Here is a 21,143-nt window from a genome sequence, read left to right on the forward strand (position 1 = left end):
GCTGCACGCCTGAAAAAGCTATCTCCAACCTGAAGATGATCCTGATGTGATTTAAGATCATCCAGAAGAACTGCCCAAAAAGTCCATCGCAGAGAAAGTGAGCTCATGCGAAGCAATAACCCCCGAAGACATTCCCAGTAGCACCCTATTGAACCCTTCCCTGCCTACGTATCATTTTCCAACCAACAGCCGCAATACACAAGGAAGACAGAGCCACAGCCAACGCAACGACGGCTTTTTTTACAGAGAAGACATCCCCGGTTTGAGCCAGAATCGTTCCTTTAGTCACAACTTCTTTCTTTCCAGCATCTTCATCAGTCGAAACGATGCCACTTACATCTCCATCCGGTTTTGGGACATCTTGAATGAAGCTCGGGGGCTCACTGCCACCCTCATTGACAACGAAAGTCGCAACGCCATTGCCTCCATCTTCAAGCCAAACGGCAAGAGCATGACCTCCAGCAGACAATGTCTTCAGATACTCACTCTTAAGCGTAAGAGTCGCATCATCGAGTTTTAACGTGTAGCCACTAGCGGGAATAACTTCCCCATCGAGAGTCGCCATAACAAAACTTGCCAAGTCAGCATCGAAACGGAACGAAAGATCAGCCGCTGTCTCCTTATCGAACACAGCACTGTTGCCTTCGAGAATCATATAATAATTATCCTTGGCTACGTCTTTGACCAAAAACGAGATGTCCGGGACGGCCGCCGCGACGACATCGCCCCCGAACAGGCTGGCGTAGCTGGCGGCATGGCCGGGGTCGACGAGGCACGTCGCATGCCCGGCCCCGTCCACGACGCGGTACCCCACGACCCGGTAAACCCCCGGGCCGTCCGTCCCGTCCACCCGGTAGGAGCAGCCGGCATTCTGGAAGAAGAGCCCGTCTGGCTTGAGCAGGATGATGTCGACCCCCTCGACCCCATCGGCGTCGTACGCGTCCGGGGTGACCACGACGACCTCGGCAGCCGTGAACACGGACCCGTTGATGGAGGCGCCCCTGATGGCGGGAACGTCGGGGTCGCCTGAAACGCCAGCGTTCTTGACCTCGAACGAGATGTCCGGGACGGCCGCCGCGACGACATCGCCCCCGAACAGGCTGGCGTAGCTGGCGGCATGGCCGGGGTCGACGAGGCACGTCGCATGCCCGGCCCCGTCCACGACGCGGTACCCCACGACCCGGTAAACCCCCGGGCCGTCCGTCCCGTCCACCCGGTAGGAGCAGCCGGCATTCTGGAAGAAGAGCCCGTCTGGCTTGAGCAGGATGATGTCGACCCCCTCGACCCCATCGGCGTCGTACGCGTCCGGGGTGACCACGACGACCTCGGCAGCCGTGAACACGGACCCGTTGATGGAGGCGCCCCTGATGGCGGGAACGTCGGGGTCGCCTGAAACGCCAGCGTTCTTGACCTCGAACGAGATGTCCGGGACGGCCGCCGCGACGACATCGCCCCCGAACAGGCTGGCGTAGCTGGCGGCATGGCCGGGGTCGACGAGGCACGTCGCATGCCCGGCCCCGTCCACGACGCGGTACCCCACGACCCGGTAAACCCCCGGGCCGTCCGTCCCGTCCACCCGGTAGGAGCAGCCGGCATTCTGGAAGAAGAGCCCGTCTGGCTTGAGCAGGATGATGTCGACCCCCTCGACCCCATCGGCGTCGTACGCGTCCGGGGTGACCACGACGACCTCGGCAGCCGTGAACACGGACCCGTTGATGGAGGCGCCCCTGATGGCGGGAACGTCGGGGTCGCCTGAAACGCCAGCGTTCTTGACCTCGAACGAGATGTCCGGGACGGCCGCCGCGACGACATCGCCCCCGAACAGGCTGGCGTAGCTGGCGGCATGGCCGGGGTCGACGAGGCACGTCGCATGCCCGGCCCCGTCCACGACGCGGTACCCCACGACCCGGTAAACCCCCGGGCCGTCCGTCCCGTCCACCCGGTAGGAGCAGCCGGCATTCTGGAAGAAGAGCCCGTCTGGCTTGAGCAGGATGATGTCGACCCCCTCGACCCCATCGGCGTCGTACGCGTCCGGGGTGACCACGACGACCTCGGCAGCCGTGAACACGGACCCGTTGATGGAGGCGCCCCTGATGGCGGGAACGTCGGGGTCGCCCCCATAGCCAGAAGACTTCCCCTCTCCTTCACTTTGCGATATTGACGTAGAATTTTCTGCGCCAATCGTAGACTCAATCTTGGCATTATCGAGCACGCCATCTATGGGCAACTGCTCCTGCGAGCTGACCCTTATCTCATCCCCCGCCGATATAGCAAAAGCAGCAAAGGGAGCGCAGCTGAGAACAGCTATGAGAAAACACGAGATGAGGGCTAATCGCTTCTTCATATAATCCTCCTTTTCCTTTAACGCACTTTTATCACGGGGAAAACTGATCTGTTGTACAACAATGCCATGCGGCATTTCCCCCAAAAGAGCGCTCGTGAGCAGATGCAGTGGCTTTCCAGCCCAGCAGGCATAACATTTGACATGATGCGACGTTCCGCCAAGCATACCTGCTGGGTATCGCTCAGGATTTGCATACTTTACCCCCCCCCCGGAGAAAATCTGTTGCGCAACATTTCGGGAAGGCGGCGCGGGTCGCAGGGGCGCATTCGCGGGGCCGCGTGCAGAATCGGCGTGCAAGTTGGCCAAAAAAGACGACCTGACGACAGATTCGTCGCTCGAAACGCTCTCTTTGGGGCCCTTTGCGCGCGCCATCTGACCGTCTGGCTTCTGCGACCTGGGCTTTTACTGAGCGTAGGCCTTCGCGTCGCCGAGACTTCGTCGTCAGGTCGTCTTTTTTGGCCAATTTGACCGGGAGCACGCTCTCGCGAGTGCCCCCCTCCGCAATTCCGAGCGTTGCTGCGAACGTGGCATCATCATCACCGAGCAAGCCGCGACCGAGGAGGATCCGTGACCCCCGCTGCGACCGTCTTCTCCCTCGCCGAGCATCCCGAGGCTGCCAGCCAGGCGGCAACGTGGCTCTCCTCGAAATGGGGCATCCCCGCCGAGGCCTACCGCGAGAGCATCGAGGCGGCGCGCCACGGGCTGGATCGCCCCTACCTGATGACCGACCACGACCGCTTCTACGAGCACTGCGGCTGGGAGTACCTGGACGACGTCCGCGACGACGGCGGCGCGCCCCTCCGCCTCTACGGCGCCGGCACGCTGCCGCCCGCAGGCGAACGCTAGGGACATCACCCGCCCCACACGCACTAACCGCCTCGGAGGCGCCCCACACGCACGAGGGCCCCGCGCCGTCACGACGCGGGGCCCTCGTGCTGCGCTGGGCCGCGGCTACAGCTCGACGCGCCCGAACTTGGCGAGCACCTCGGTGGCGGCGGTGCAGGCGTCGCAGTCGCACCACTTGGCGCCCTGCTCCTTGCGCTGCCGCTGCGCCGCCAGGATCTGGGCGGCCGCCTCTTCGCCGAAGACCTCCTTCGCGGGGCCCTCGGCAAAGGCGATGACGCCGTCGATGGTGGTGGGACGCCCCTCTAGGACGTCGAGGAGCTGCTCGGTCGCCTCGTCGGCGACGGCCTCTCCTCCCTCCGCCACGGCCTGCTGCCACGCGAGCGCCGCGTCCTTGGTCACCTGCGTGCTCGCCCCCGACTCCGAAAGGATCGCGACGCGCTCCGCGACGTAGTCCATCGTCTCCTTCTCCATGGATGCCTCCTCAGACGGCTCGTGACTTACGCGAGCATCATAGGGCAACGCCAGCACGCCCGCAATGCACCGCAGCGGCACGGCACCAATAGGACGCTACGCCCCCGCCTCTTCCGGCCCCGCCACGCCGCGGTTGCGCTCTACGGCCAGCTGAGTCTGCGCCAGCACGAAGGAGATGAGCGAGAGGTCTGCCTGGTCCAGGTCGGCCCGGGAGCAGTCGATGGCCACCACGCCCAAGGAGCGCCCCCGCATGCCGAAGGGCAGGAACTTCTCCGTCCCGCCCCGATAGCCCAGCTCGCCGCAGCCCGTGGGGCAGTGCTGCTCGTAGCAGTCGAGGGCGGCCTCACCGCGCTCAGGATCGGGCGCGCCCAGGATTATCTCCACCGGGCGCCCCAGAGACGCCGCGAGGAACTCCTGGGCCGCCTGACACGCCTCCTCGGCGGTGACGCTGTCCACCAGCTCGGCCCCGAGCCGATTGACCCGGCGCAACGCGACGGCAGTCCGCTCGGCAGCGGACACCTGGTGCCTCATGCGATGGGTGACCACGCCCATGATGAGCGCCACCACCAGAAAGATGACGAGCGCCACGACATCGGTGTGGTTGAACACCTTCAGATGGTAGAGCGGCTCGGTGAACAGGTAGTCGTAGGACACCAGGTAGCCCAGCCCCAGCGCTGCGCCCCACACCCCGGAGTCGGATTCCAGGCTGGCGATGAGAATCCCCAGGACAAACACGGGAAACACCGCCAGGGGGCTGACGGCCATGAGGGAGAACCCCCACACCGCCGCCATCCCCGCACCGTAGAGCAGCACGATGATGCTGACGTCACGGACCAGAAGCCGACCCCGGCACCGCCAGCCCCGCCGCATCCGCAGCTGCGCGCTATCGCCCATGGCGAACACCTCCTAGGAGAAACGACAGCAGGGCGCCCGCCCCCATGAACAGGGGAATGATCTCCAAGCGCCCCAGCAGCATGCCCACCGCTCCGATGACGAGCGGCACGGGCCCCGACTCCGGCCCGAGAAACCCCGTCCCCACCCCCGTGTTGCCCAGGCAGGACGCGAAGTCGAACGCCGCCTCCTGCAACGTGGCGCCGCAGAGGATGAACGAGAACGTCCCCGCCATGAACACCAGCAGGTAGAGGGCCACGAAGGCCTGGGCTTCGGACACGTCCTCGGCAGTGAGCGCCGTTCGCTTGCCGAAGCGGTTGATCTTGACGCTGGTGATGTGGCGTCTGCTCCCATAGCGGCTGCGAAGCGTCTGCCCCAGCCCCAAGGCGGCAACGGCGACGCGGTAGATCTTGATGCCGCCCGAGGTGGACCGCGCCTCGGCGCCGCTGAACATCAGGAGCAGGAACAGAAACAGCAGCGCCGGCCCCATGGCGGCGAAGGAGGACACCGTCTGAAACCCCGTGGAGGTAAGCACCGACACCACCTGGAACAGCCCGTCTCGCAGGGCGTCGACCGGCCCGTCGCTGATGCCCCGAGCCCCGAACAGCGCGGCCACCGCCAGGGAGAACACAACGATGACGCCGAAGTACAACGGCGTCTCGATATGGGTGAGAAACGCCTTGACCTTACCCCTGATCAGCAGAAACAGCAGAAGGAAGTTCATGCCGCCAGCTAGCATGAGGACGATGGTGATAAGCTCGATGGCGGGACTCTGCCAGAAGGCGAGGCTCTCAGGATGGGTGGCGAACCCAGCCGTGGATACCGCGCACATGGAGATGTTGACGGCGTCGAAGGGCGCCATGCCCGCGACGACGTAGGCCACGGCGCCCACGGCGATGAGGCCGGTGTAGATGAGCAGGATGAGCCGGGCGGTCTTCGCCGAGCTCGGCAGGAGCCGGTCGGTGTGGCCCTCGGCGTTGTAGACGCCCAGACCGCCCGTCCGCGTGACCACGCAGGTGAGGACGAGCACCAGCCCGACGCCGCCGAGGTAGCAGATGAGGCTGCGGTGAAACAGGAACATGGCTGGGCACGTCGCCACGTCCACCACGCTCAGGCCGGTGGTGGTGAGCCCGCTCGTGGCCTCGAAAAGGGCCTGGACGGGGGTGAGCAGACCAGCCGCCACGAAGGGCGCGGCGTAGGCCACCACCGCGAGCGCCCAGATCAGCAGCGTGCAGACCGCTGCCTGACGCCGGGAGAGAGGAAGGGCGCGCCCCGGCAGGGAGCTGGCGAAGCGCAGGAGGTATCCCAGAGCCATGGCAGCGAGGCTCGGGAAGATGAAGCAGGGCGCCAGAGACGCCTCGTCGGGGTAAAGCCACAGGACGGCCAGAGGCGCGAAGCCGGCCAGGCCGATGAACAGCAAGGCCGTGCCGACGTAGCGAGCCACCGGCGAGAGGGCGCGCGACCCTCCGCCCGAGGGAAGGCCGAGGGGCAGAGACGCGGGATAATCAGCGGGAGTGCGAGCCGCCATGGCCGTCACGCCCGGTCTTTCCCAAGCAGATGCCACGAGCCGAGCAGCGCCCGGCCCTCGCCGAGGTCGGTGCGGGGCCCGCCGTCGCCGGAGATGCCGGGCGTGCCGTCGCCAGCCGCCTCGACCAGCGCGTCGCGGATGCCCTGGGCGAGCGTGGCGGTGCCGCTGATAGCGGCCGTCACGCCCAGCTGGCGGAACACCCGCACGTTCTCCGGATTCGCCACGATGCACAGCTGACGCCGGATTCCCAGGAACCGCCTGGCCACCTGGCAGATGGCCAGGTTGTCGGCGTCGCAGCTGGTAAGGGCCACCACCACGTCGAACCCCGCGACGCCGGCGTCCTCCAAGACCGACCGGCTCGTGCCATCGCCCCAGACCACCTCGTTGTCATGGCGGCTCGACAGGTACTCGCAGAAGCTGCGATCGCTGTTGATGGCCACGATCTCGTCGGTCAGGTCGGCCAGGGCGCCCATGAGGAAGTCGGCGCGGGAGCGCCCGCCGACAATGACGGCCCTCATCGCTCCTCCTCCGCCCGCGGCAGGCCGGTGATCCGGAAGAACTCCTCCTCGCAGAGGCGATGGGGGCAGATGGGGTCGATGCCCATCTGCTCGAGGATCTCCGCCAGGGAGCTGTCGTCCACGACGGGCAGCACCTGGCGCACCCCGAGCACCTCGCTGGCCAGCTCGGCCACGAGCAGGTTGACGGTATCGCGGTCCGTGGCCGCCACGAGGTGCGTGGCGCGCTCGGCGCCGCACTCTCGCAAGAGGAGCGCGCTGCCCCCGTCGCCGGTGACGGTCTCGCCGTCGAAGTCGTCGCCCAGCCGGTCGAAGGCGTCCTCGCGCATGTCCACCACGGTGACGTCGCAGCCGGCGGCGGACAGCGACCGGGCCACCGCCGCCCCGAAGGGGCTGCACCCCACTACTATGATTCGAGCTTTCCTAGCCATGACCTGCGTCTCCTTCAGCACAATCGCACTGAGGACAGACTAGTGGTTCGAGCGCGCGAGCCCGGCAACGGATACGCGACTGTTTCCTAGCGCGCCGGCCCCGCGCGGGACGGCCAGGGCGGCTAGGCGAAGACGGAGGCTCCGCGCTCGCGGGCCACCACCTCGCGGGCGGCCTGCAGGTGCAGCTGCACGGCGGCCTCGTCGCTGCGGCAGGTCTCCAAAAGCGCGTCATAGACGATGGGGGCCAGCTCCTCCACCAGCTCATAGCCCTGGTCAGTGAGGGCCAAAGCCTTGGTGCGGCGGTTTTCGGCGTTGCGCTCCTTCGAGACGAGGCCCCGCTCCTCGAGGGCCTTGAGGGGCGCGGTCACGTCGCTGCTCCTCAGGAACAGGTAGGACGCCACCTGGGACGCGGTGGCGCCGGGCCCGAGGATGCGCAGGGCGGCCAGCACGCGGAACTGCGAGGTCTTCAGGCCGTAACCGGCGAGCTTGGCCGCGGTGAGGGTACGCGAGATCATCACCGCGTCGAAGAAGGCGGTGTCCAACCGGAAGCTCCCGTTCTCGATGCGCGAGGCGTGGTGGAGCGCCGCCGCGTTCGCGGAGCTGTCGAGGGCCACCTTGAGCTGCTCGGGGGTGAGGTTGCGCCAGTAGCTGCGCAGAAACGCGGCCACGGGGCCGTCGGCCCGGCCTATCTCGTCTGCGCCGGCCGGGGTGAGCGCCAACGACACCACGCGCATGTCATCCGGATCCTCGACGCGCGCCACCAGGCGCTCCTCCACCAGCCGGGGCACCGCAGCCGATATGGTGCTCGCGCAGACGCGGAGGTTCTCGGCCAGGTCGGTGGTGCGCAGCACGCGGCCCTTCGCCCCCAGGAGGCGCAGCAGCATGCGGTACTGCAGCGTCGTGAGCGCGCACTGGTCGGCGAGCACCTGGCTGATGGAGCGGAACAGCAGGTTCATCACCGTCAGGTAGTCCGACTCCCCCTCCAGCGCGGCGAAGTGCCCCGGATCCGACCGATCCTCCAGCCGACGCCGGTGCGCATCTGGCCTCCTGGCTCCCATCGCTTCCCCCTCGCGATCCGTTCTCACCCAGTTATTTCAATCACAATATTATCAATTAGTCACATTGTCAACGAAGGATGCTTTACGGGGAAGGGGGCGCGACTATGCTAAAAGACGGTGCCCTCGGCGCCTGACGAGCCCGAGGACGCGGCAGCCTACCTATCGAGAGGAGTTGCACATGTCAGAGGAGTCGTTCGTCTACACGGCCTGCCCCGGATGGGGCGACCACGACTACTGCGCGCTCAAGACCATCGTGAAGGACGGGAAGATCGAGCGCATGGAGCGCATCGTCTACTCGGCCCCCGAGGAGCCCGACGGCCACATCTGCCAGAAGGGGTGCCTGGCCGGGCGCCAGCCCTACGACCCCAAGCGCCTGAAGGCCCCGCTCAAGCGCGTGGGCGAGCGCGGCAGCGGCACCTTCGAGGAGATTAGCTGGGACCAGGCCCTCGACGAGATCGGCGAGAAGCTCTGCTCGATCCGCGACCGCTACGGCGCCGACTCGGTGGTGCTGTGGAACCTGGGCGCCGGCGTCCCCGCGCAGTACAGCTTCGAGAACCTCATGCCCTTCCGCTTCGCCAACACCTTCGGCGTCACGGTGCCCCTGGGCTCCATCGGCCTCGACAACGGCCCCTTCTACGCCGAGTTCTACAACGCCGGCAGCGAGTTCCCCCGCACCGTCATCGACCCGCGCATCATGGTGGGGACCGACCTCATCTACGTGTGGGGCTGCAACCCCATCGAGAACCAGATGCGCTGCGCCCAGAACCTCGTGCGCGCCCGCGAGGCCGGCGCCCGCATCGTCGACCTGGGCCTCATCTTCGACGGCACCGCCGGGTTCGCCGACGAGTTCGTGGCCATGAAGCCCGCCTCCGACGGCTACCTGGCCATGGCCATGGTGAACTACCTCCTCGAAAACGACCTGCAGGACGACGCCTACCTGCTGGCCCGCACCATCGCCGCCTACCTGGTGGACGACGAGACCGGGCAGCTGGCCCGCAGCGAGGACGGCGGGTTCTTCTACGTGTGGGACGCGGCCGCGGGCGCCCCGGCCCCGGTGGCGGCCAAGCGCGGCGCCTACCCCGAGGGCGCCGACATCCCCCTGCTCGGCACCTACGAGTTCGCCGGCCACCGCTACTCCACCGCGCTCCAGAAGCTCAAGGACGGTGCCGCCGCCTACACCTTCGAGCTGGCCGCCGAGAAGTGCGGCATCAGCGCCGAGGACGCCGAGCGCCTCGCCCGCGACTGGGCGGAGGCCGACAGCGCCTTCATCCTCTCCGGCTACGGCCTGCGCTACCGTAACTCCAACGAGACCTACCGTCAGTTCCTGCTGCTGGGCGCCCTCACCGGTCGCCTCGGCAAGCCGGGCTCCGGCGTGTTCGAGGCGCTCCAGCTCCAGAGCTGGCCGCTCGTGTTCAACGACCTGCCCATCAGCTGCCCTGACGGCGTGGCCGGCGTGAAGTCGGTGCCCGTGCGCATGGCCGAGTGGTTCGCCCGGGCGGAGGCCGACGACAGCCCCTACAAGGCGCTCATCGTCTGCTCCGGCAACCCGGTGCACCAGCAGCCCGACCGCCAGCGCTGGCTCGACGTGGTCCGCGACATGGAGCTGGTGGTGGACTACGACGTGTGGCTCACCGACACCGGCGAGATCGCCGACTACGTGCTGCCCGACCTCATGTCCTTCGAGCGCGAGGATCTCATCACCGGCGCCTGCTACAACCACATCATCCTCCAGGAGCCGGCCATCGAGCCGCAGGTGGACGGCCATGAGCCGGTGTGGGTGTTCAGCGAGCTGGCCAAGCGGGTGGGCCTGGGCGACTACTTCACCCTGAGCATCCCCGAGTACATCGACATCCGCCTGCAAACCCAGTACCCGCTTGTGGCGGGCATCCAGCCTCCCGTGACCTATGAGCGCCTGAAGCAGGAGAAGATGATCCGCGCCGCCGCGCCGCCCGAGCCCAAGTACACCCCCTACCTCAACCCTGAGGAGGTCATGGACAACGAGACCGGCCGCATGGAGGTCATCTACGCCGAGAAGCTGGCCGACCTGGGCATGGCGGTGACCCGGGTGCTCGAGCCCAACAAGATCGGCAAGTCGGCCACCTACCCCTACCAGCTGTTCACGGGCCGTCAGCGCTTCTTCATGCAGTCCAGCTTCACCGACGACCCCATCACGGTGAAGCTCTCCGGCGGCACGCCCGCCACCCGCCTGAACCCGGCCCAGGCCGCACGCCTGGGGCTCGCCGACGGCGACACCGTGGAGGTCTTCAACGACCGCGGCCACGTCATCACGCGCCTGGTGCTCGACGAGAGCGTCCCCGACGGCACCGTGCACGTGTGGTTCGGCTGGCGCCGCCGTCAGTTCGAGGAGGGCACCTACGCCGAGATCACCCACCAGTGCGCCGGCCAGGACTCCCAGGGCCCGCTCGAGGACAAGTGGTTCGCCGACTGGCTGGCCGCCGGCCACCATCCCAACCCCTACGTGGAGTCGATGAGCTCGCTTACGGGCTCGACCGACTGCTACTGGGACTCGTGGTGCGACATCCGCAAGTTCGAGGGCGAGCTCACCCCCAACCCGCAACAGACCATCGTGAAGGAGGCTTAAGCCATGGCGTACAAGATGCTGGTCGACATCGACCGCTGCGTGGGATGCTGGACCTGCGCGATGGGCTGCAAGGTGGGCAACCACCTGGACGACGACGTGTACCGCGTGGAGGTGGAGACCCACGGCTCGGGCCAGGGCATCGACCGCCCCGCCGGCGTGTACCCCGACCTGCACATGTGGTGGCAGCCGGTCTACCTGCCCAGCTGCACCTTCTGCGCGCCGCGCGTGGCCGAGGGCCTGCCCCCGTTCTGCGCCATGGACTGCCCCACCCAGGCGCTCGCCTTCGGCGACGCCGATGATGGGCAGTCCGCCTACGCCCAGGCCCGGGCGCGCGTGGAGGCGCGGGGCGCCCGCATCTGGGAGCTCGACTCCGCCGGCGCCGAGACCCGCGCCAGCGTGGAGTACGCGACGGCCCGCTAGGCCACGCGGCGCCCATCACCTGATCGGGGGAGCGGCCGGGGCATCTCGCCTCCGGCCGCTCCCCTTCTTCTTTCCCGGCGCTAACCGGCAGGCCCAGGCGGCCCTACGCCTTGGCAACGAATCAGCCGGGGCGCGGGGCAGGGCCATGCTGGGACGTAGCTGCAACCCCGCCGCCTCGCGCGCCCGCTCCCGCCCTCGTTCGGGCCCGGGCCGAGAGGGGCCTGACCGAGAGAGGGGCCACCATGTGCACCGGCATCCGCTTCACCGACCCTGAGGGCAACCTGTACTTCGGACGCAACCTCGACTGGACCGTCGGCTACGGTCAGGAGGTGCTCGTCACCCAGCGCGGCTTCACCCACCCCGACTTCATGGAGGGCAAGGTGCCCACCCGCTACGCCGTCATCGGCATGGCCATCGCCCCCGAGGGCTGCCCGCTGTACCTGGACGTCATGAACGAGGAGGGCCTGGCCGTGGCCGGGCTCAACTTCCCCGGCTACGCCCAGTACGCCGACACACCGGAGGACGGCAAGGTCAACATGCCCGCCTACGCGTTCCCCTTCTACCTGGCCAGCCAGTGCAAGACCGTGGACGAGGCCGAGGAGGCGCTCAAGGACATCGTCATCCTCAACCAGGCCCCCAGCGACCAGTACGAGGTGGCCCTGCTCCACTGGCTCATCGGCGACAAGGAGCGCGCCATCGTGGTGGAGTACCAGGCCGACGGCATGCACGTCTACCACGACGACCTGGACGTGTTGGCCAACCAGCCCACCTTCGCCTACCACCGCGAGAACGTTCGCAGCTACCTGGCCTGCACGCCGGAGTTCCCCGCCGACGCCCACTGGCGCGAGGCGACGCTTTCCCCCTACGGGTCGGGCGCCGGCATGCGCGGCATCCCCGGCGACTACTACTCGCCGTCCCGCTTCGTCCGCGCGGCCTACCTCAACGCCAACTACCCGGCCCAGGAGGGCGAGGAGGCCAACGTCAGCCGCCTGTTCCACACCCTCGGCGGCGTGGCCATGGCCCTCGGCGCGGCCAAGGTGTCCGACGGCGACTACGAGTACACCCTCTACACCAGCTGCTACTCCGGCCGCACCCGCACCTACTACTACAACACCTACGAGGACCCGGCCATCCGCGCCTACCCCCTCGACTCCGTCCCGCTGGACGGCGGCGCGGTGGTAAAGGTGCCTGCTACCCTGTAGCGCCCCCCGCGTCCCAACGACGCGGGGCCCTCGTGCTGCGCTATGGCTACAACTCGACGCGGCCGAACCTGGCGAGGATCTCGGTGGCGGCGGTGCAGGCGTCGCAGTCGCACCACTTGGCGCCCTCGGCCTTGCGCTGCTGCTGCGTCGCGAGCATCTGGGCGGCCGCCTCCTCGCCAAACAGGGCCTTCGCCGGCCCCTCGGCGAAGGCGATGACGCCGTCGATGGTGGTGGGACGCCCCTCCAGGACGTCGAGGAGCCGCTCGGTGGCCGCGTCGGCGGCGGCCTCTCCCCCGGCCTCGACGGCGTCCCTCCACGCCAGCGCGGCGTCCTTGGTCACCTGCGTGCTCGCGCCCGACGTCGAGAGAACCTCGACGCGCTCGGCGATGTAGTCGATCAGATCCTTATCCATGGCATGCCTCCTCGAACGAACTCATGGGGTACGATGAGATCATAGGGCAACGTCGCGTCGCCCGCAATTCCGCGCAGCAGGCGAGCGCCAGCCCGCGCCCGGGCGCCCGACGGCCGCGGCAGGCAAACCGGCGGCCCACGCGCCCGGGCGCCCGACGACCACGGTTTTCCGGACGGTGCCAAGTTGATGGCACTTGGGCGAACAGGCTCGCGGGACTGGTAGCATGGCGCCGTCGCGCAGCCCCGATGAAGGGAGTCCCCCTATGTCCTACGAGATCGTCGACGCCGCATATGTCCTCGACAACCTGGGCGTCCTGCCCATCGTCGATGTCCGTCCCGGCTTCATGTACGCCGAGAGCCGCATCCCCGGCGCGCAGTCCATCGAGCTGATGGCAGCCAAGGAGGCGCCTGGCGACACGGCGGAATGCTTCGTCGGCAGGTTCGCCGAGGCGGGGCTCGGCCCCGACGACGAGTTCGTCGTCTACTGCCACAACGGCGGCCTGGCCCGCGAGGCATGCGACCTGCTCGAATCACGTGGCTACACGAGGCAGAAGTGCTATGAGGGAAGCTGGGTCGACTGGATAGCGGACGGCACGCGCCCGATCGAGTCCTAGGCAGCCGACGCGGGCGCGCCTACCGCATGCGAGCGCGACGCATGGCACGCCCTGCGCCGTGCGTCCCAGCCTTGCGCCTGCACGCCCGCACGCGTATCGTCGCGTCGCGCAGACCCAGCTCTGCGCGACGTGCCTGCGTGACGCGCCTGTGTGACGCACGCCCACGCGACGCGCCTGCGCCGTGAACCCCAACCCACGCACGTCGCGCCCAGCGCCACATGCCTGCATGCCCGCACGACGCGCCCGCACGCGCTCGCACTCCCACCCGCACGCCACCCCGCCCTGCGCGACCCACCAGGCAGCTTCCTGGCCCCGAAAGTCGATACTCGCGCAGAAACGACGGCCAAAATGGCCAGAACGGACGGCTTGACGACGCAAAAGGAGCGTTTCGCGTGTATTCGCGCGGCCTTGCCGTGGGTTGGATTTTCGCGACCTGGGGTTTTGCTGCGCGGGACTTGCGGGGACGGTGGTGCGGCGTCGTCAAGCCGTCCGTTCTGGCCATTTTGGCCGCGGATTTTGCGCGGCGGCCATCGCGGGGCCGGCATGACGTCCAATGCGGCGCCCGGCACGTCACGCCGGCCCGCTCTCGCAAGGCGGCCGCGCGCCTCGGGCGCCGGCGTGGGTGCGGCGCCCCCGTGGCCGCGAGAATCAAGCCGAGGAGGATCCGCAGGTGGAGTACTCCCTCACCGAGATAGGCGAGAGCCCGCGCCCGGCGATGGACGCCCTGCGGGCCCGGGCGCGCTAGGCCAGCGCGTGCACGAAGGGCACGCGGCCCGGGACGCGCACCAGGACGGCGGGACCGTCCGCCACGTCGGGCGCCGGCACGCGGAGCCTCCCGCACGCGAAGACCCCGTCCGCGACGTCGCCCTGGATGGCGGACGAGTCGTTGAAGCAGGTCCTGACCGCCTCGTGCGCCGGGCTCAGCAGCATCTCCCGCGGCGTGCCCGCCTGGATCAGGCGCCCGCCGCTCATGAACAGCACGAGGTCGCTCATCACCAACGCCTCGTCCGGGTCGTGCGTCACCATGACCGACGTGATGCCGAAGCGCTCGTGCAGCGCCGCCACGAGCCGGCGCATGTCGTCGCGCAGCTGCTCATCCAGGCCGCTGAACGGCTCGTCCAGCAGCAGCGCCTCGGGCCTCGCCGCCAGCGCGCGGGCCAGGGCCACGCGCTGCTGCTGGCCGCCCGAGAGCTCGAACGTGCGCCGCCGCGCGAATCCCTCCAGGCGCACGGCCTCGAGCATCTCGTCCGCGACCCTCTGCCGCTCCGCCTTCGGGACGCCGCGCATCCTCAGCGGGAACGCCACGTTGTCGGCGACGCTCATGTGGGGAAACAGGCGGATGTCCTGGAACACCATGGCCACGTCGCGCCGGTGCGTGGGCACGTCGTCCACGCACACGCCGTCGAAGGTCACGCGCCCCGCGTCCTGCGGCAGGATGCCCGTCACGACCTTGAGCGTGGTCGACTTGCCCGCGCCCGACTCGCCGAGGATCGACACGAACTGGCCGTCCTCCACCGTGAAGCTCACGTCGGAGAGGATCTCCTTCCCGCCGAGCGACAGGCCTATGTTCTCGAGCGCTAACCGCATGAGCCGCCCCCTCGTGCCTCGAAATCCCGCTGCGGCGCCCACGCGCCCGGCCGCATCCGCGTCCGCATGCCCGCGTCGGGCCGCGCGCCTGCGCGCCCCGACGCGACGCCGTTGCCCGCCCTACTCATACAAGCCGCCCCCCTCGCGCACGCCGAAGCGCTTGAGCATCACCTCGAACAGCAGGAACACCGCGAACGTGACCGCCAGGAACACGAGGCTGTACGCGCAGGCGATGGTGCGGTCGCCGCCCGTGAGGTACGGGAACAGCGTGAGCACGAAGGTCTGCACCTTTCCGCCGCCCACGAGCAGCGTGAGGAAGTACTGCGAGAACGACATGATGTAGCACATGGACAGCGACGACATGATGCCGGGCATGAGCTGGGGAATTGGAGTGGGTAAGATAATCTGGACACCAAGTTAAGGGCGGAAGGTGTTCGATATGACCCAAAGAAGAAAGCGATACGACAGGCAGTTCAAGATCTCGGCAGCGAAGGTGGTTCTTTCGGGCGAGATGACAGTGAGGGGCCTCTCGGAAGAGCTCGGCATAAAGGACTCGACGCTCAGACGGCGGGCTTGCGAGTACGATGAGATGGGCGAAGCGGCATTCCCCGGAAATGGATCTCCGAAGATCAACAAGGACTACGAGATCGTCAAGCTCGGGAAGAAGATCGAAGAGCCCGAGCGCGAGAACGAGATGCTAAAAAATTTCCGGGCCTTCTTGAGCCAAGACCATGCGTGAGGCTCGAGTTCCTCAAGACGCATAGGGGCGAGTTCGGCCCCATCAGGAAGGCGTGCGAGCTGATGAGAGTCTCTAAATCCGGCTATTGCGAATACGTCCACAGACGCAAGTCCAACGCGCAAATCGAGCGCGAGGCGCTAGAGGGATTCGTGGAGGATGTCTTCGAGCGCCATCATGCAAGATACGGCTACCGGCGCATCAACCGAGAGCTTCGCAGAACCGGCATCTTCGTGAGCGAGAAGCGCGTGCTGCGCATCATGCGGAGGCTGGGACTTGTCGCCAAGGGCGCGGCCAGAAAGCACAGTATCCAGAAGAGGGTCGAGCCGGGAGATCCCCGCCTGAACCTGGTCGAGCGCGTCTTCGCCGCCAATGAGCGCAACAGGCTCTGGGTAGGCGACATCACCTACGTACCGACAAGTGAGGGATGGCTCTACCTCGCGGCCGTCATCGACGCCTTCTCTCGCAAGGTCGTGGGCTGGTCGATGTCGGATCGGATCACCAAGAAGGTGGCGATCGATGCGATAGAGCAGGCAGTCGGCAGAGAGCGCCCAGGCGCTGGCAGACATGACGCTGGCGGACGTCATAGCGGACATGAGGAAGAGGGCGCAGGAAGACGGCGTCCTCTGAGGCGCTGGGGAAGGAGAACACATGGATGTGACGCTCATCGAATTCAGCCCCACCGGAGGTACCGGGAAGGCAGCCCGGGCCCTGGCCGAGGGCCTGGGGCCCGTGACCGCTCGCATAGACCTGGCCGACCGCTCGACGGACTTCGCCTCCGCCGCCGTCGATCCCGGCACCGTCGCGGTGGTGGCCGTGCCGTCTTTCGGCGGCCGCGTGCCGGCGCTGGCAGCCGAGCGGCTCGCCGCCATCGATGGCGCCGGCGCGGCGGGCATCGCGGTGGCGGTTTACGGGGGTCGGGCCTACGAGGACACGCTTGTGGAGCTTGTCGACCTCTGCCAAGCCGCCGGCCTGCGACCCGTCGCCACGCTGGCGGCGCTGGCCCAACACTCCATCCTGCCCCAGTACGCCGCCGGGCGCCCCGACGCCGACGACCTCGCATGCCTGGCCGACGCAGCGCGCGCCATCGCCGCCAAACTGGCCGACGGCGACGACGCGGTGCCCTCCGTGCCGGGTAGCCGCCCCTACAAGAAGGCGGGCGCTGCGTCCCTCGTTCCCAAGGCGGGGAGTGCCTGCGACGGATGCGGGCTCTGCGCCGCGCGCTGCCCAGCGGGCGCCATCGACGCGAAGAGCTGCCGCACCGCCGACAAGGCCCTCTGCATCGGCTGCATGCGCTGCGTGCGCGACTGCCCCCGCCAGGCCCGCTCGGTGAGCGGTCTCATGACACGCCTGGCCGCCCTGGCCATCAAGGGCGAGTGCGCCAAGCCCAAGGCCGTCGAGCTGTTCCTTGAGCCCTAGGGGCGGCCGTCGGAAGACTGATTGAGACCCCGCAACCATCCGCGCCTACCCCCTCGACTCCGTCCCGCTGGACGGCGGCGCGGTGGTGAAGGTGCCCGCCACCCTGTAGCACTCGCACGGAGCCCATGGAGCAGGGGCAGGGCGAGGTTCCTCCCCCTGCGGCAACTGCCCCGCAGACCCTGTGCGCATTCGCCGAAGAGACTGCTAGAATTCGCATGGGGGAGGGTGTTTCCGACGCACGGCGGCAGCAAGGGGGCCAACATGGGATCGTTGGAGAACAAGATCGCCATCATCAGGGCCATGGATGAGCTCATGGCGGAGCACTCGCTCGAGGAGATACGCACCGTCGACATCTGCGCCCACGCCGGCGTGTCCCGCCAGACCTTCTACCGCAACTTCAGCGACAAGTACCAAGCTGCCATCTGGTTCATGGAGGAGGGCGCCTGGCACTCGGTGCGCCAGATAGGCGTGACCTGCGGATGGAAGACAGGCCATCGCCGCCTGTTCTCCTTCGTGGCGAGCAACCGCCGCTTCATCAAGCGCTTCTTCCAGATGAACGGATCGAGCGCCCTCGGCAAGACCCTCATGGAGAAGACCGTCGAGCAGAACTTCGTGGAGCACTATTGCGAGCAGTACGCCGCAGCCACCGGCCGCGAGCCTGACGGACGCGTGGAGTTTCAGATCAAGGCCTTCGCCAAGATGAGCATCGAGTGCATAAAGGAATGGCAGTCCGATCCGCACCCCGACCAGTCGGAGGAGTACATCGACGCCTTCCTCTCCGCCGTGCCGAGAGACCTCTTCGAGGCCCTCGACATCGAAGACAAGCCCTCGGACGCCTCCATCGCCTTCCCCCTCTCCACCCTCGTCGCGGGCTACTAGTCCTGCCCCCATGGAACAGAACCCGCGCTCTGCTCCAAACATGGAGCAGAGCGCGGGTTCTGCAGTCTTTCTGTCCCCCCACCTGCCCTGAATAATGGGTTCCAAGAGATCCGCCGGGTTCGCCCCAGCGTACGCCGGGCCCTGCGGATCGGCAGGAGAGGCATCATCTGAGACAGGAGGAGACCATGGAATTCAATGATGCTGCCGTGGAGATGCGCGACGACGTGGGAAAGCCCTGGCGCTACGAGGAGGACGGCTGCACGGTGACCCGCACCTGCGTATGGTCGGCCCCAGGCTGCCACCCGGTGGGCTGCGGCCTGAAGGTCTACGTCAAGGACGGCGAGGTCGTCAAGGTGGAGGGCGATGAGAACCACCCGGTGACCAAGGGCCGCCTGTGCGTGCGCTGCCTGGCCATGAAGGACTTCCTGTACCATCCTGACCGCATTATCTATCCCATGAAGCGCGACCGCGCCGACCGCGGCAAGGACAAGTGGGAGCGCTGCAGCTGGGATGAGGCCATCGCCATCATTAAGAAGAACTACGACGAGGTGAAGGAGAACTACGGCGTCGAGTCCATGGTCGCCTTCATGGGCACGGGCCGCCAGGGCAACATCGGCGCGACGGGAGCCCACCGCGTGCTCGGCTCGCCCAACGGCTGCTATCCGCTGAGCGGCTTCTCGTGCTACGGCCCGCGCGTCTCCATCACCATGGACGTCGTGGGCTCCTCCTACCCCGAGATCGACTACGCAGGCGGCCTGCCGGGCGGCTATGACGATCCGGCCTACCAAATCCCCGAGATCATCATCCAGTGGGGCAAGGAGCCCATCTACTCCAGCCCCGACGGCCTCTTCGGCCACTCCATCATCGACCTGATGAAGCGCGGGGCCAAGCTCATCAACATCAACCCCCGCATCACCTGGACCGGCTCGCGCGCCATTCTGAACGTGCAGCTGCGCCCCGGCACCGACGCGGCGCTGGCCATGGCCATGCTCAACGTCATCATCAGCGAGAACCTCTACGACCAGGACTTCGTGGAGCGCTGGTGCTACGGGTTCGAGCAGCTGGCCGAGCGCGTGGCCGAGATGCCGCCCGAGAAGGCGGCTGAGATCTGCTGCGTGCCGGCCGAGCAGATCTACCGCGCGGCCCGGCTCTACGCCAACGCCAAGCCGGCCTCCATCGCCTGGGGCGTCTCCATCGACCAGAGCCCCAACGGGGCCCAGGCGGGCCAGGCCATCCTTGCGCTCATGTCCATCACCGGCAACATGGACGTGCCGGGCGGCCAGGTGCTCGTCGACATGACCGCCGGCGACGGCGGCATGCAGGAGGACATCGACTCGGTCGGCTGGCCCGAGATGAAGCAGGAGCTCAAGGACGCCATCATCGGCCGCGAGGAGTTCCCCTTCTACACCGGCGGCCTCAAGATGTCGCAGGCCGACCGCCAGCTCGACGCGCTCGAGACGGGCAAGCCCTACGCCATCCACTTCTGCTGGCTGGGCGAGACCAACCTCATCGCCCCCACCTGCTCGGCCCAGCCCAAGCGTTGGTACGACGCCCTGCGCAAGGTCGACTTCAACTTCGCCACCGACACGTGGATGACCCCCACCATCCAGGGCTGCTGCGACGTGGTGCTGCCGCTTGCCTCCTCCCTTGAGATGGAGACCATCGTCCCCACCCACTACGGCGGCTCGCCCAACTACGTGGGCGCGCTCAACAAGTGCGTGAAGTGCGGCGAGGCCGTGCCTGAGTGGGAGCTCTACCGCATCCTCGGCCTGGCCCTCAACCCCGAGGCCTGGGAGAACCGCGAGAAGGACTTCAAGGAGTTCTACGACATCGCCATGATGCGCGCCTACGACTTCGACTACGACGAGGTCCAGAAGAAGGTGGTCATCCAGCGCGACGTCTCCTATCGCAAGTACGAGACCGGCAAGCTGCGGCCGGACGGTGCCAAGGGATTCAACACCTCCACGGGCCGCATCCAGCTCTACAGCCCCATGTTCGAGGCGGTCGGCGAGGATCCCCTGCCCTACTACTTCGAGGCTCCCACCACGCCCGTCTCCACTCCCGACCTGGCGAAGGACTATCCGCTGACCATGATGACCGGCGCACGCGAGATAGGCTACTTCCACTCCGAGGGCCGTCAGATCGAGAAGCTGCGCGACCTGTGCCCCGACCCGCTCGTGGAGCTGAACCCCGTCGACGCCGACGAGCACGGCATCAAGGAAGGCGACTGGGTGCGCATCGAGAATCCCTGGGGCGTGTGCTTCCTCAGGGCGAAGATCACCCCCATCATCAAGGAGGGCTACATCCAGGCCCAGCACGGCTGGTGGTTCCCCGAGGAAGACGCGGAGGCCCCGCACCTCTACGGCGTGTGGAAGTCCAACATCAACACGCTGATCCCCCACTCCCGCATGGGCAAGCTGGGATTCGGCGCGCCGTTCAGAACCACCCTCGTCAAGATCTCCAAGGCGAGCGAGGAAGACCTCGTCGAGGCCGACCGCTATGGCCTGGAGGGCGCCGACGGCAAGCCCCTCGACCACACCGACAACTTCTTCCGCATCGACGACCCGTCGCTCGATCCGGCGGCCTGCTAGAAAGGATGGGAACCATGAGCCAGTACGGACTCCTCATCGACTACGAGTACTGCACCAACTGCCATTCCTGCGAGGTGGCCTGCGAGGAAGCCCACGACTTCCCGCCCAAGGCGCGCGGCATCCGGGTCTTCGAGGACGGCCCGTTCGAGTACGGCGACGGCCAGTGGAACTGGAACTACATCCCCACGCCCTCTAACCGCTGCGACCTGTGCGCCCAGCGGGTCACCAACCACCAGCAGCCGGCCTGCGTGCACCATTGCCTGGCACAGGTCATGAAGTTCGGCCGCATCGACGATCTGGTGGAGGACTTCAAGGCCAAGCCGCGCCAGGTCCTCTGGATGCCCAACTAGCAGACGGGAAAGGGAGGCGAGAATGTGCGGCTATGCCTGCATAGGATGCGGGAGGTGCGGCAAGAAGCCCGACCGAATTCTGCCTCCCTTCCGCTGCCCAGCCTGCGGCGGCCCGGTCGAGGCCGGTGCCGACGCCTGCCCGGCCTGCGGCCTCTCCCTCGTGCCCGGCGAACCGCTGGGAGTCAGGCGAGGGACGCTCAGGGACGGGCAAGCCGAGGCGGGGGGCGACGCGGTTGCCTCGTCCCCCG

At 67.3% G+C, this 21,143-nt stretch carries 20 protein-coding genes and 1 pseudogene; 11 read left to right on the plus strand and 10 right to left on the minus strand.

Annotation, left to right across the window (positions count from 1 at the left end):
* Positions 1 to 145: 145 nt before the first annotated feature.
* Positions 146 to 2,344, minus strand: a complete 2,199-nt coding sequence (locus AC6I0Y_RS06300) for a hypothetical protein (protein ID WP_497730205.1) — start codon at positions 2,342 to 2,344, stop codon at positions 146 to 148.
* 567 nt (positions 2,345 to 2,911) lie between these two features.
* Here AC6I0Y_RS06300 and AC6I0Y_RS06305 point away from each other — a divergent pair.
* The gene (locus AC6I0Y_RS06305) at positions 2,912 to 3,190 is read left to right on the plus strand and encodes a hypothetical protein (protein ID WP_497730207.1); all 279 of its coding nucleotides are present in this window, start codon (positions 2,912 to 2,914) and stop codon (positions 3,188 to 3,190) included.
* 105 nt (positions 3,191 to 3,295) lie between these two features.
* Here AC6I0Y_RS06305 and AC6I0Y_RS06310 read toward each other — a convergent pair whose 3' ends face one another.
* The 6 genes from AC6I0Y_RS06310 to AC6I0Y_RS06335 form a co-directional block, all read right to left on the minus strand.
* Positions 3,296 to 3,661, minus strand: a complete 366-nt coding sequence (locus tag AC6I0Y_RS06310) for a 3-hydroxyisobutyrate dehydrogenase (protein WP_497730208.1) — start codon at positions 3,659 to 3,661, stop codon at positions 3,296 to 3,298.
* A 96-nt stretch (positions 3,662 to 3,757) separates the two neighbouring features.
* Positions 3,758 to 4,555, minus strand: a complete 798-nt coding sequence (locus AC6I0Y_RS06315; protein WP_160707905.1) for a DUF4118 domain-containing protein — start codon at positions 4,553 to 4,555, stop codon at positions 3,758 to 3,760.
* The gene (locus AC6I0Y_RS06320) at positions 4,545 to 6,080 is read right to left on the minus strand and encodes a TrkH family potassium uptake protein (protein ID WP_236643292.1); all 1,536 of its coding nucleotides are present in this window, start codon (positions 6,078 to 6,080) and stop codon (positions 4,545 to 4,547) included. Before AC6I0Y_RS06320 ends, AC6I0Y_RS06315 begins: the two co-directional genes overlap by 11 nt.
* Before the next feature lie 5 nt (positions 6,081 to 6,085).
* Positions 6,086 to 6,598, minus strand: a complete 513-nt coding sequence (locus tag AC6I0Y_RS06325) for an NAD-binding protein (RefSeq protein WP_497730210.1) — start codon at positions 6,596 to 6,598, stop codon at positions 6,086 to 6,088.
* Positions 6,595 to 7,026 carry a potassium channel family protein gene (locus tag AC6I0Y_RS06330; RefSeq protein ID WP_497730212.1) on the minus strand — a complete coding sequence of 144 codons (432 nt, stop codon included), beginning with the start codon at positions 7,024 to 7,026 and terminating at the stop codon, positions 6,595 to 6,597. Before AC6I0Y_RS06330 ends, AC6I0Y_RS06325 begins: the two co-directional genes overlap by 4 nt.
* Before the next feature lie 122 nt (positions 7,027 to 7,148).
* On the minus strand, positions 7,149 to 8,084 hold the full coding sequence (locus tag AC6I0Y_RS06335; protein WP_497730213.1) for a MarR family winged helix-turn-helix transcriptional regulator: 936 nt from the start codon (positions 8,082 to 8,084) through the stop codon (positions 7,149 to 7,151).
* A 178-nt stretch (positions 8,085 to 8,262) separates the two neighbouring features.
* Here AC6I0Y_RS06335 and AC6I0Y_RS06340 point away from each other — a divergent pair, with 178 nt between their 5' ends.
* The 3 genes from AC6I0Y_RS06340 to bsh all read left to right on the plus strand — a co-directional run bounded on the left by AC6I0Y_RS06340 (position 8,263) and on the right by bsh (position 12,308).
* Positions 8,263 to 10,686, plus strand: coding sequence for a molybdopterin-containing oxidoreductase family protein (locus tag AC6I0Y_RS06340; protein ID WP_497730214.1), 2,424 nt, complete (start codon positions 8,263 to 8,265; stop codon positions 10,684 to 10,686).
* A gap of 3 nt (positions 10,687 to 10,689) precedes the next feature.
* Positions 10,690 to 11,106 (plus strand): 4Fe-4S dicluster domain-containing protein, encoded by a 417-nt coding sequence (locus tag AC6I0Y_RS06345; protein WP_242165049.1) that lies wholly within the window; start codon positions 10,690 to 10,692, stop codon positions 11,104 to 11,106.
* Positions 11,107 to 11,348: 242 nt separating this feature from the next.
* Entirely contained in the window at positions 11,349 to 12,308 is a 960-nt protein-coding gene (gene bsh, locus AC6I0Y_RS06350; RefSeq protein ID WP_160707891.1) for a choloylglycine hydrolase, read from the plus strand.
* Positions 12,309 to 12,354: 46 nt separating this feature from the next.
* Here the strand turns inward: bsh and AC6I0Y_RS06355 are convergent, their stop codons facing one another.
* Positions 12,355 to 12,720, minus strand: a complete 366-nt coding sequence (locus AC6I0Y_RS06355; RefSeq protein WP_160707889.1) for a 3-hydroxyisobutyrate dehydrogenase — start codon at positions 12,718 to 12,720, stop codon at positions 12,355 to 12,357.
* 262 nt (positions 12,721 to 12,982) lie between these two features.
* Here AC6I0Y_RS06355 and AC6I0Y_RS06360 point away from each other — a divergent pair, with 262 nt between their 5' ends.
* Positions 12,983 to 13,333 (plus strand): rhodanese-like domain-containing protein, encoded by a 351-nt coding sequence (locus tag AC6I0Y_RS06360; RefSeq protein WP_160707887.1) that lies wholly within the window; start codon positions 12,983 to 12,985, stop codon positions 13,331 to 13,333.
* 741 nt (positions 13,334 to 14,074) lie between these two features.
* On the opposite strand, the gene AC6I0Y_RS06365 is transcribed toward AC6I0Y_RS06360, so the two are convergent.
* Together AC6I0Y_RS06365 and AC6I0Y_RS06370 are read right to left on the minus strand one after the other, a co-directional pair.
* On the minus strand, positions 14,075 to 14,920 hold the full coding sequence (locus AC6I0Y_RS06365) for an ABC transporter ATP-binding protein (RefSeq protein WP_497730217.1): 846 nt from the start codon (positions 14,918 to 14,920) through the stop codon (positions 14,075 to 14,077).
* Positions 14,921 to 15,040: 120 nt separating this feature from the next.
* Positions 15,041 to 15,295 carry an ABC transporter permease subunit gene (locus tag AC6I0Y_RS06370; RefSeq protein WP_160707883.1) on the minus strand — a complete coding sequence of 85 codons (255 nt, stop codon included), beginning with the start codon at positions 15,293 to 15,295 and terminating at the stop codon, positions 15,041 to 15,043.
* A 64-nt stretch (positions 15,296 to 15,359) separates the two neighbouring features.
* Between AC6I0Y_RS06370 and AC6I0Y_RS06375 the strand changes: the two genes are divergently transcribed.
* The 6 genes and pseudogenes from AC6I0Y_RS06375 to AC6I0Y_RS06400 all read left to right on the plus strand — a co-directional run bounded on the left by AC6I0Y_RS06375 (position 15,360) and on the right by AC6I0Y_RS06400 (position 20,895).
* Complete coding sequence (locus tag AC6I0Y_RS06375; RefSeq protein ID WP_160707881.1) at positions 15,360 to 15,659, plus strand: transposase; 300 nt, start codon at positions 15,360 to 15,362, stop codon at positions 15,657 to 15,659.
* Positions 15,641 to 16,198: pseudogene (locus AC6I0Y_RS06380) on the plus strand (IS3 family transposase); the annotation flags it as partial. The gene AC6I0Y_RS06375 and the pseudogene AC6I0Y_RS06380, both read left to right, overlap by 19 nt.
* 109 nt (positions 16,199 to 16,307) lie before the next feature.
* On the plus strand, positions 16,308 to 17,075 hold the full coding sequence (locus AC6I0Y_RS06385) for a 4Fe-4S binding protein (RefSeq protein WP_160707879.1): 768 nt from the start codon (positions 16,308 to 16,310) through the stop codon (positions 17,073 to 17,075).
* Positions 17,076 to 17,336: 261 nt separating this feature from the next.
* A complete protein-coding gene (locus tag AC6I0Y_RS06390; protein ID WP_160707877.1) occupies positions 17,337 to 17,954 on the plus strand; it encodes a TetR family transcriptional regulator in 618 nt (205 codons plus the stop codon).
* A 185-nt stretch (positions 17,955 to 18,139) separates the two neighbouring features.
* Positions 18,140 to 20,545: a molybdopterin-dependent oxidoreductase gene (locus AC6I0Y_RS06395; RefSeq protein ID WP_242165063.1), complete on the plus strand. Its 2,406-nt coding sequence runs from the start codon at positions 18,140 to 18,142 to the stop codon at positions 20,543 to 20,545.
* A gap of 14 nt (positions 20,546 to 20,559) precedes the next feature.
* Positions 20,560 to 20,895, plus strand: coding sequence for a 4Fe-4S dicluster domain-containing protein (locus AC6I0Y_RS06400; RefSeq protein ID WP_497730222.1), 336 nt, complete (start codon positions 20,560 to 20,562; stop codon positions 20,893 to 20,895).
* Positions 20,896 to 21,143: the final 248 nt, after the last annotated feature.

It is taken from the genome of Adlercreutzia sp. St.1H8 (assembly GCF_059728655.1).

Coding starts and splice junctions, on each gene's coding strand:
- AC6I0Y_RS06300 (WP_497730205.1), bottom strand. CDS start 2,344: ATGAAGAAGCGATTAGCCCTCATCTCGTGTTTTCTCATAGCTGTTCTC.
- AC6I0Y_RS06310 (WP_497730208.1), bottom strand. CDS start 3,661: ATGGAGAAGGAGACGATGGACTACGTCGCGGAGCGCGTCGCGATCCTT.
- AC6I0Y_RS06315 (WP_160707905.1), bottom strand. CDS start 4,555: ATGGGCGATAGCGCGCAGCTGCGGATGCGGCGGGGCTGGCGGTGCCGG.
- AC6I0Y_RS06320 (WP_236643292.1), bottom strand. CDS start 6,080: ATGGCGGCTCGCACTCCCGCTGATTATCCCGCGTCTCTGCCCCTCGGC.
- AC6I0Y_RS06325 (WP_497730210.1), bottom strand. CDS start 6,598: ATGAGGGCCGTCATTGTCGGCGGGCGCTCCCGCGCCGACTTCCTCATG.
- AC6I0Y_RS06330 (WP_497730212.1), bottom strand. CDS start 7,026: ATGGCTAGGAAAGCTCGAATCATAGTAGTGGGGTGCAGCCCCTTCGGG.
- AC6I0Y_RS06335 (WP_497730213.1), bottom strand. CDS start 8,084: ATGGGAGCCAGGAGGCCAGATGCGCACCGGCGTCGGCTGGAGGATCGG.
- AC6I0Y_RS06340 (WP_497730214.1), top strand. CDS start 8,263: ATGTCAGAGGAGTCGTTCGTCTACACGGCCTGCCCCGGATGGGGCGAC.
- AC6I0Y_RS06345 (WP_242165049.1), top strand. CDS start 10,690: ATGGCGTACAAGATGCTGGTCGACATCGACCGCTGCGTGGGATGCTGG.
- bsh (WP_160707891.1), top strand. CDS start 11,349: ATGTGCACCGGCATCCGCTTCACCGACCCTGAGGGCAACCTGTACTTC.
- AC6I0Y_RS06355 (WP_160707889.1), bottom strand. CDS start 12,720: ATGGATAAGGATCTGATCGACTACATCGCCGAGCGCGTCGAGGTTCTC.
- AC6I0Y_RS06360 (WP_160707887.1), top strand. CDS start 12,983: ATGTCCTACGAGATCGTCGACGCCGCATATGTCCTCGACAACCTGGGC.
- AC6I0Y_RS06365 (WP_497730217.1), bottom strand. CDS start 14,920: ATGCGGTTAGCGCTCGAGAACATAGGCCTGTCGCTCGGCGGGAAGGAG.
- AC6I0Y_RS06370 (WP_160707883.1), bottom strand. CDS start 15,295: ATGCCCGGCATCATGTCGTCGCTGTCCATGTGCTACATCATGTCGTTC.
- AC6I0Y_RS06375 (WP_160707881.1), top strand. CDS start 15,360: ATGACCCAAAGAAGAAAGCGATACGACAGGCAGTTCAAGATCTCGGCA.
- AC6I0Y_RS06385 (WP_160707879.1), top strand. CDS start 16,308: ATGGATGTGACGCTCATCGAATTCAGCCCCACCGGAGGTACCGGGAAG.
- AC6I0Y_RS06390 (WP_160707877.1), top strand. CDS start 17,337: ATGGGATCGTTGGAGAACAAGATCGCCATCATCAGGGCCATGGATGAG.
- AC6I0Y_RS06395 (WP_242165063.1), top strand. CDS start 18,140: ATGGAATTCAATGATGCTGCCGTGGAGATGCGCGACGACGTGGGAAAG.
- AC6I0Y_RS06400 (WP_497730222.1), top strand. CDS start 20,560: ATGAGCCAGTACGGACTCCTCATCGACTACGAGTACTGCACCAACTGC.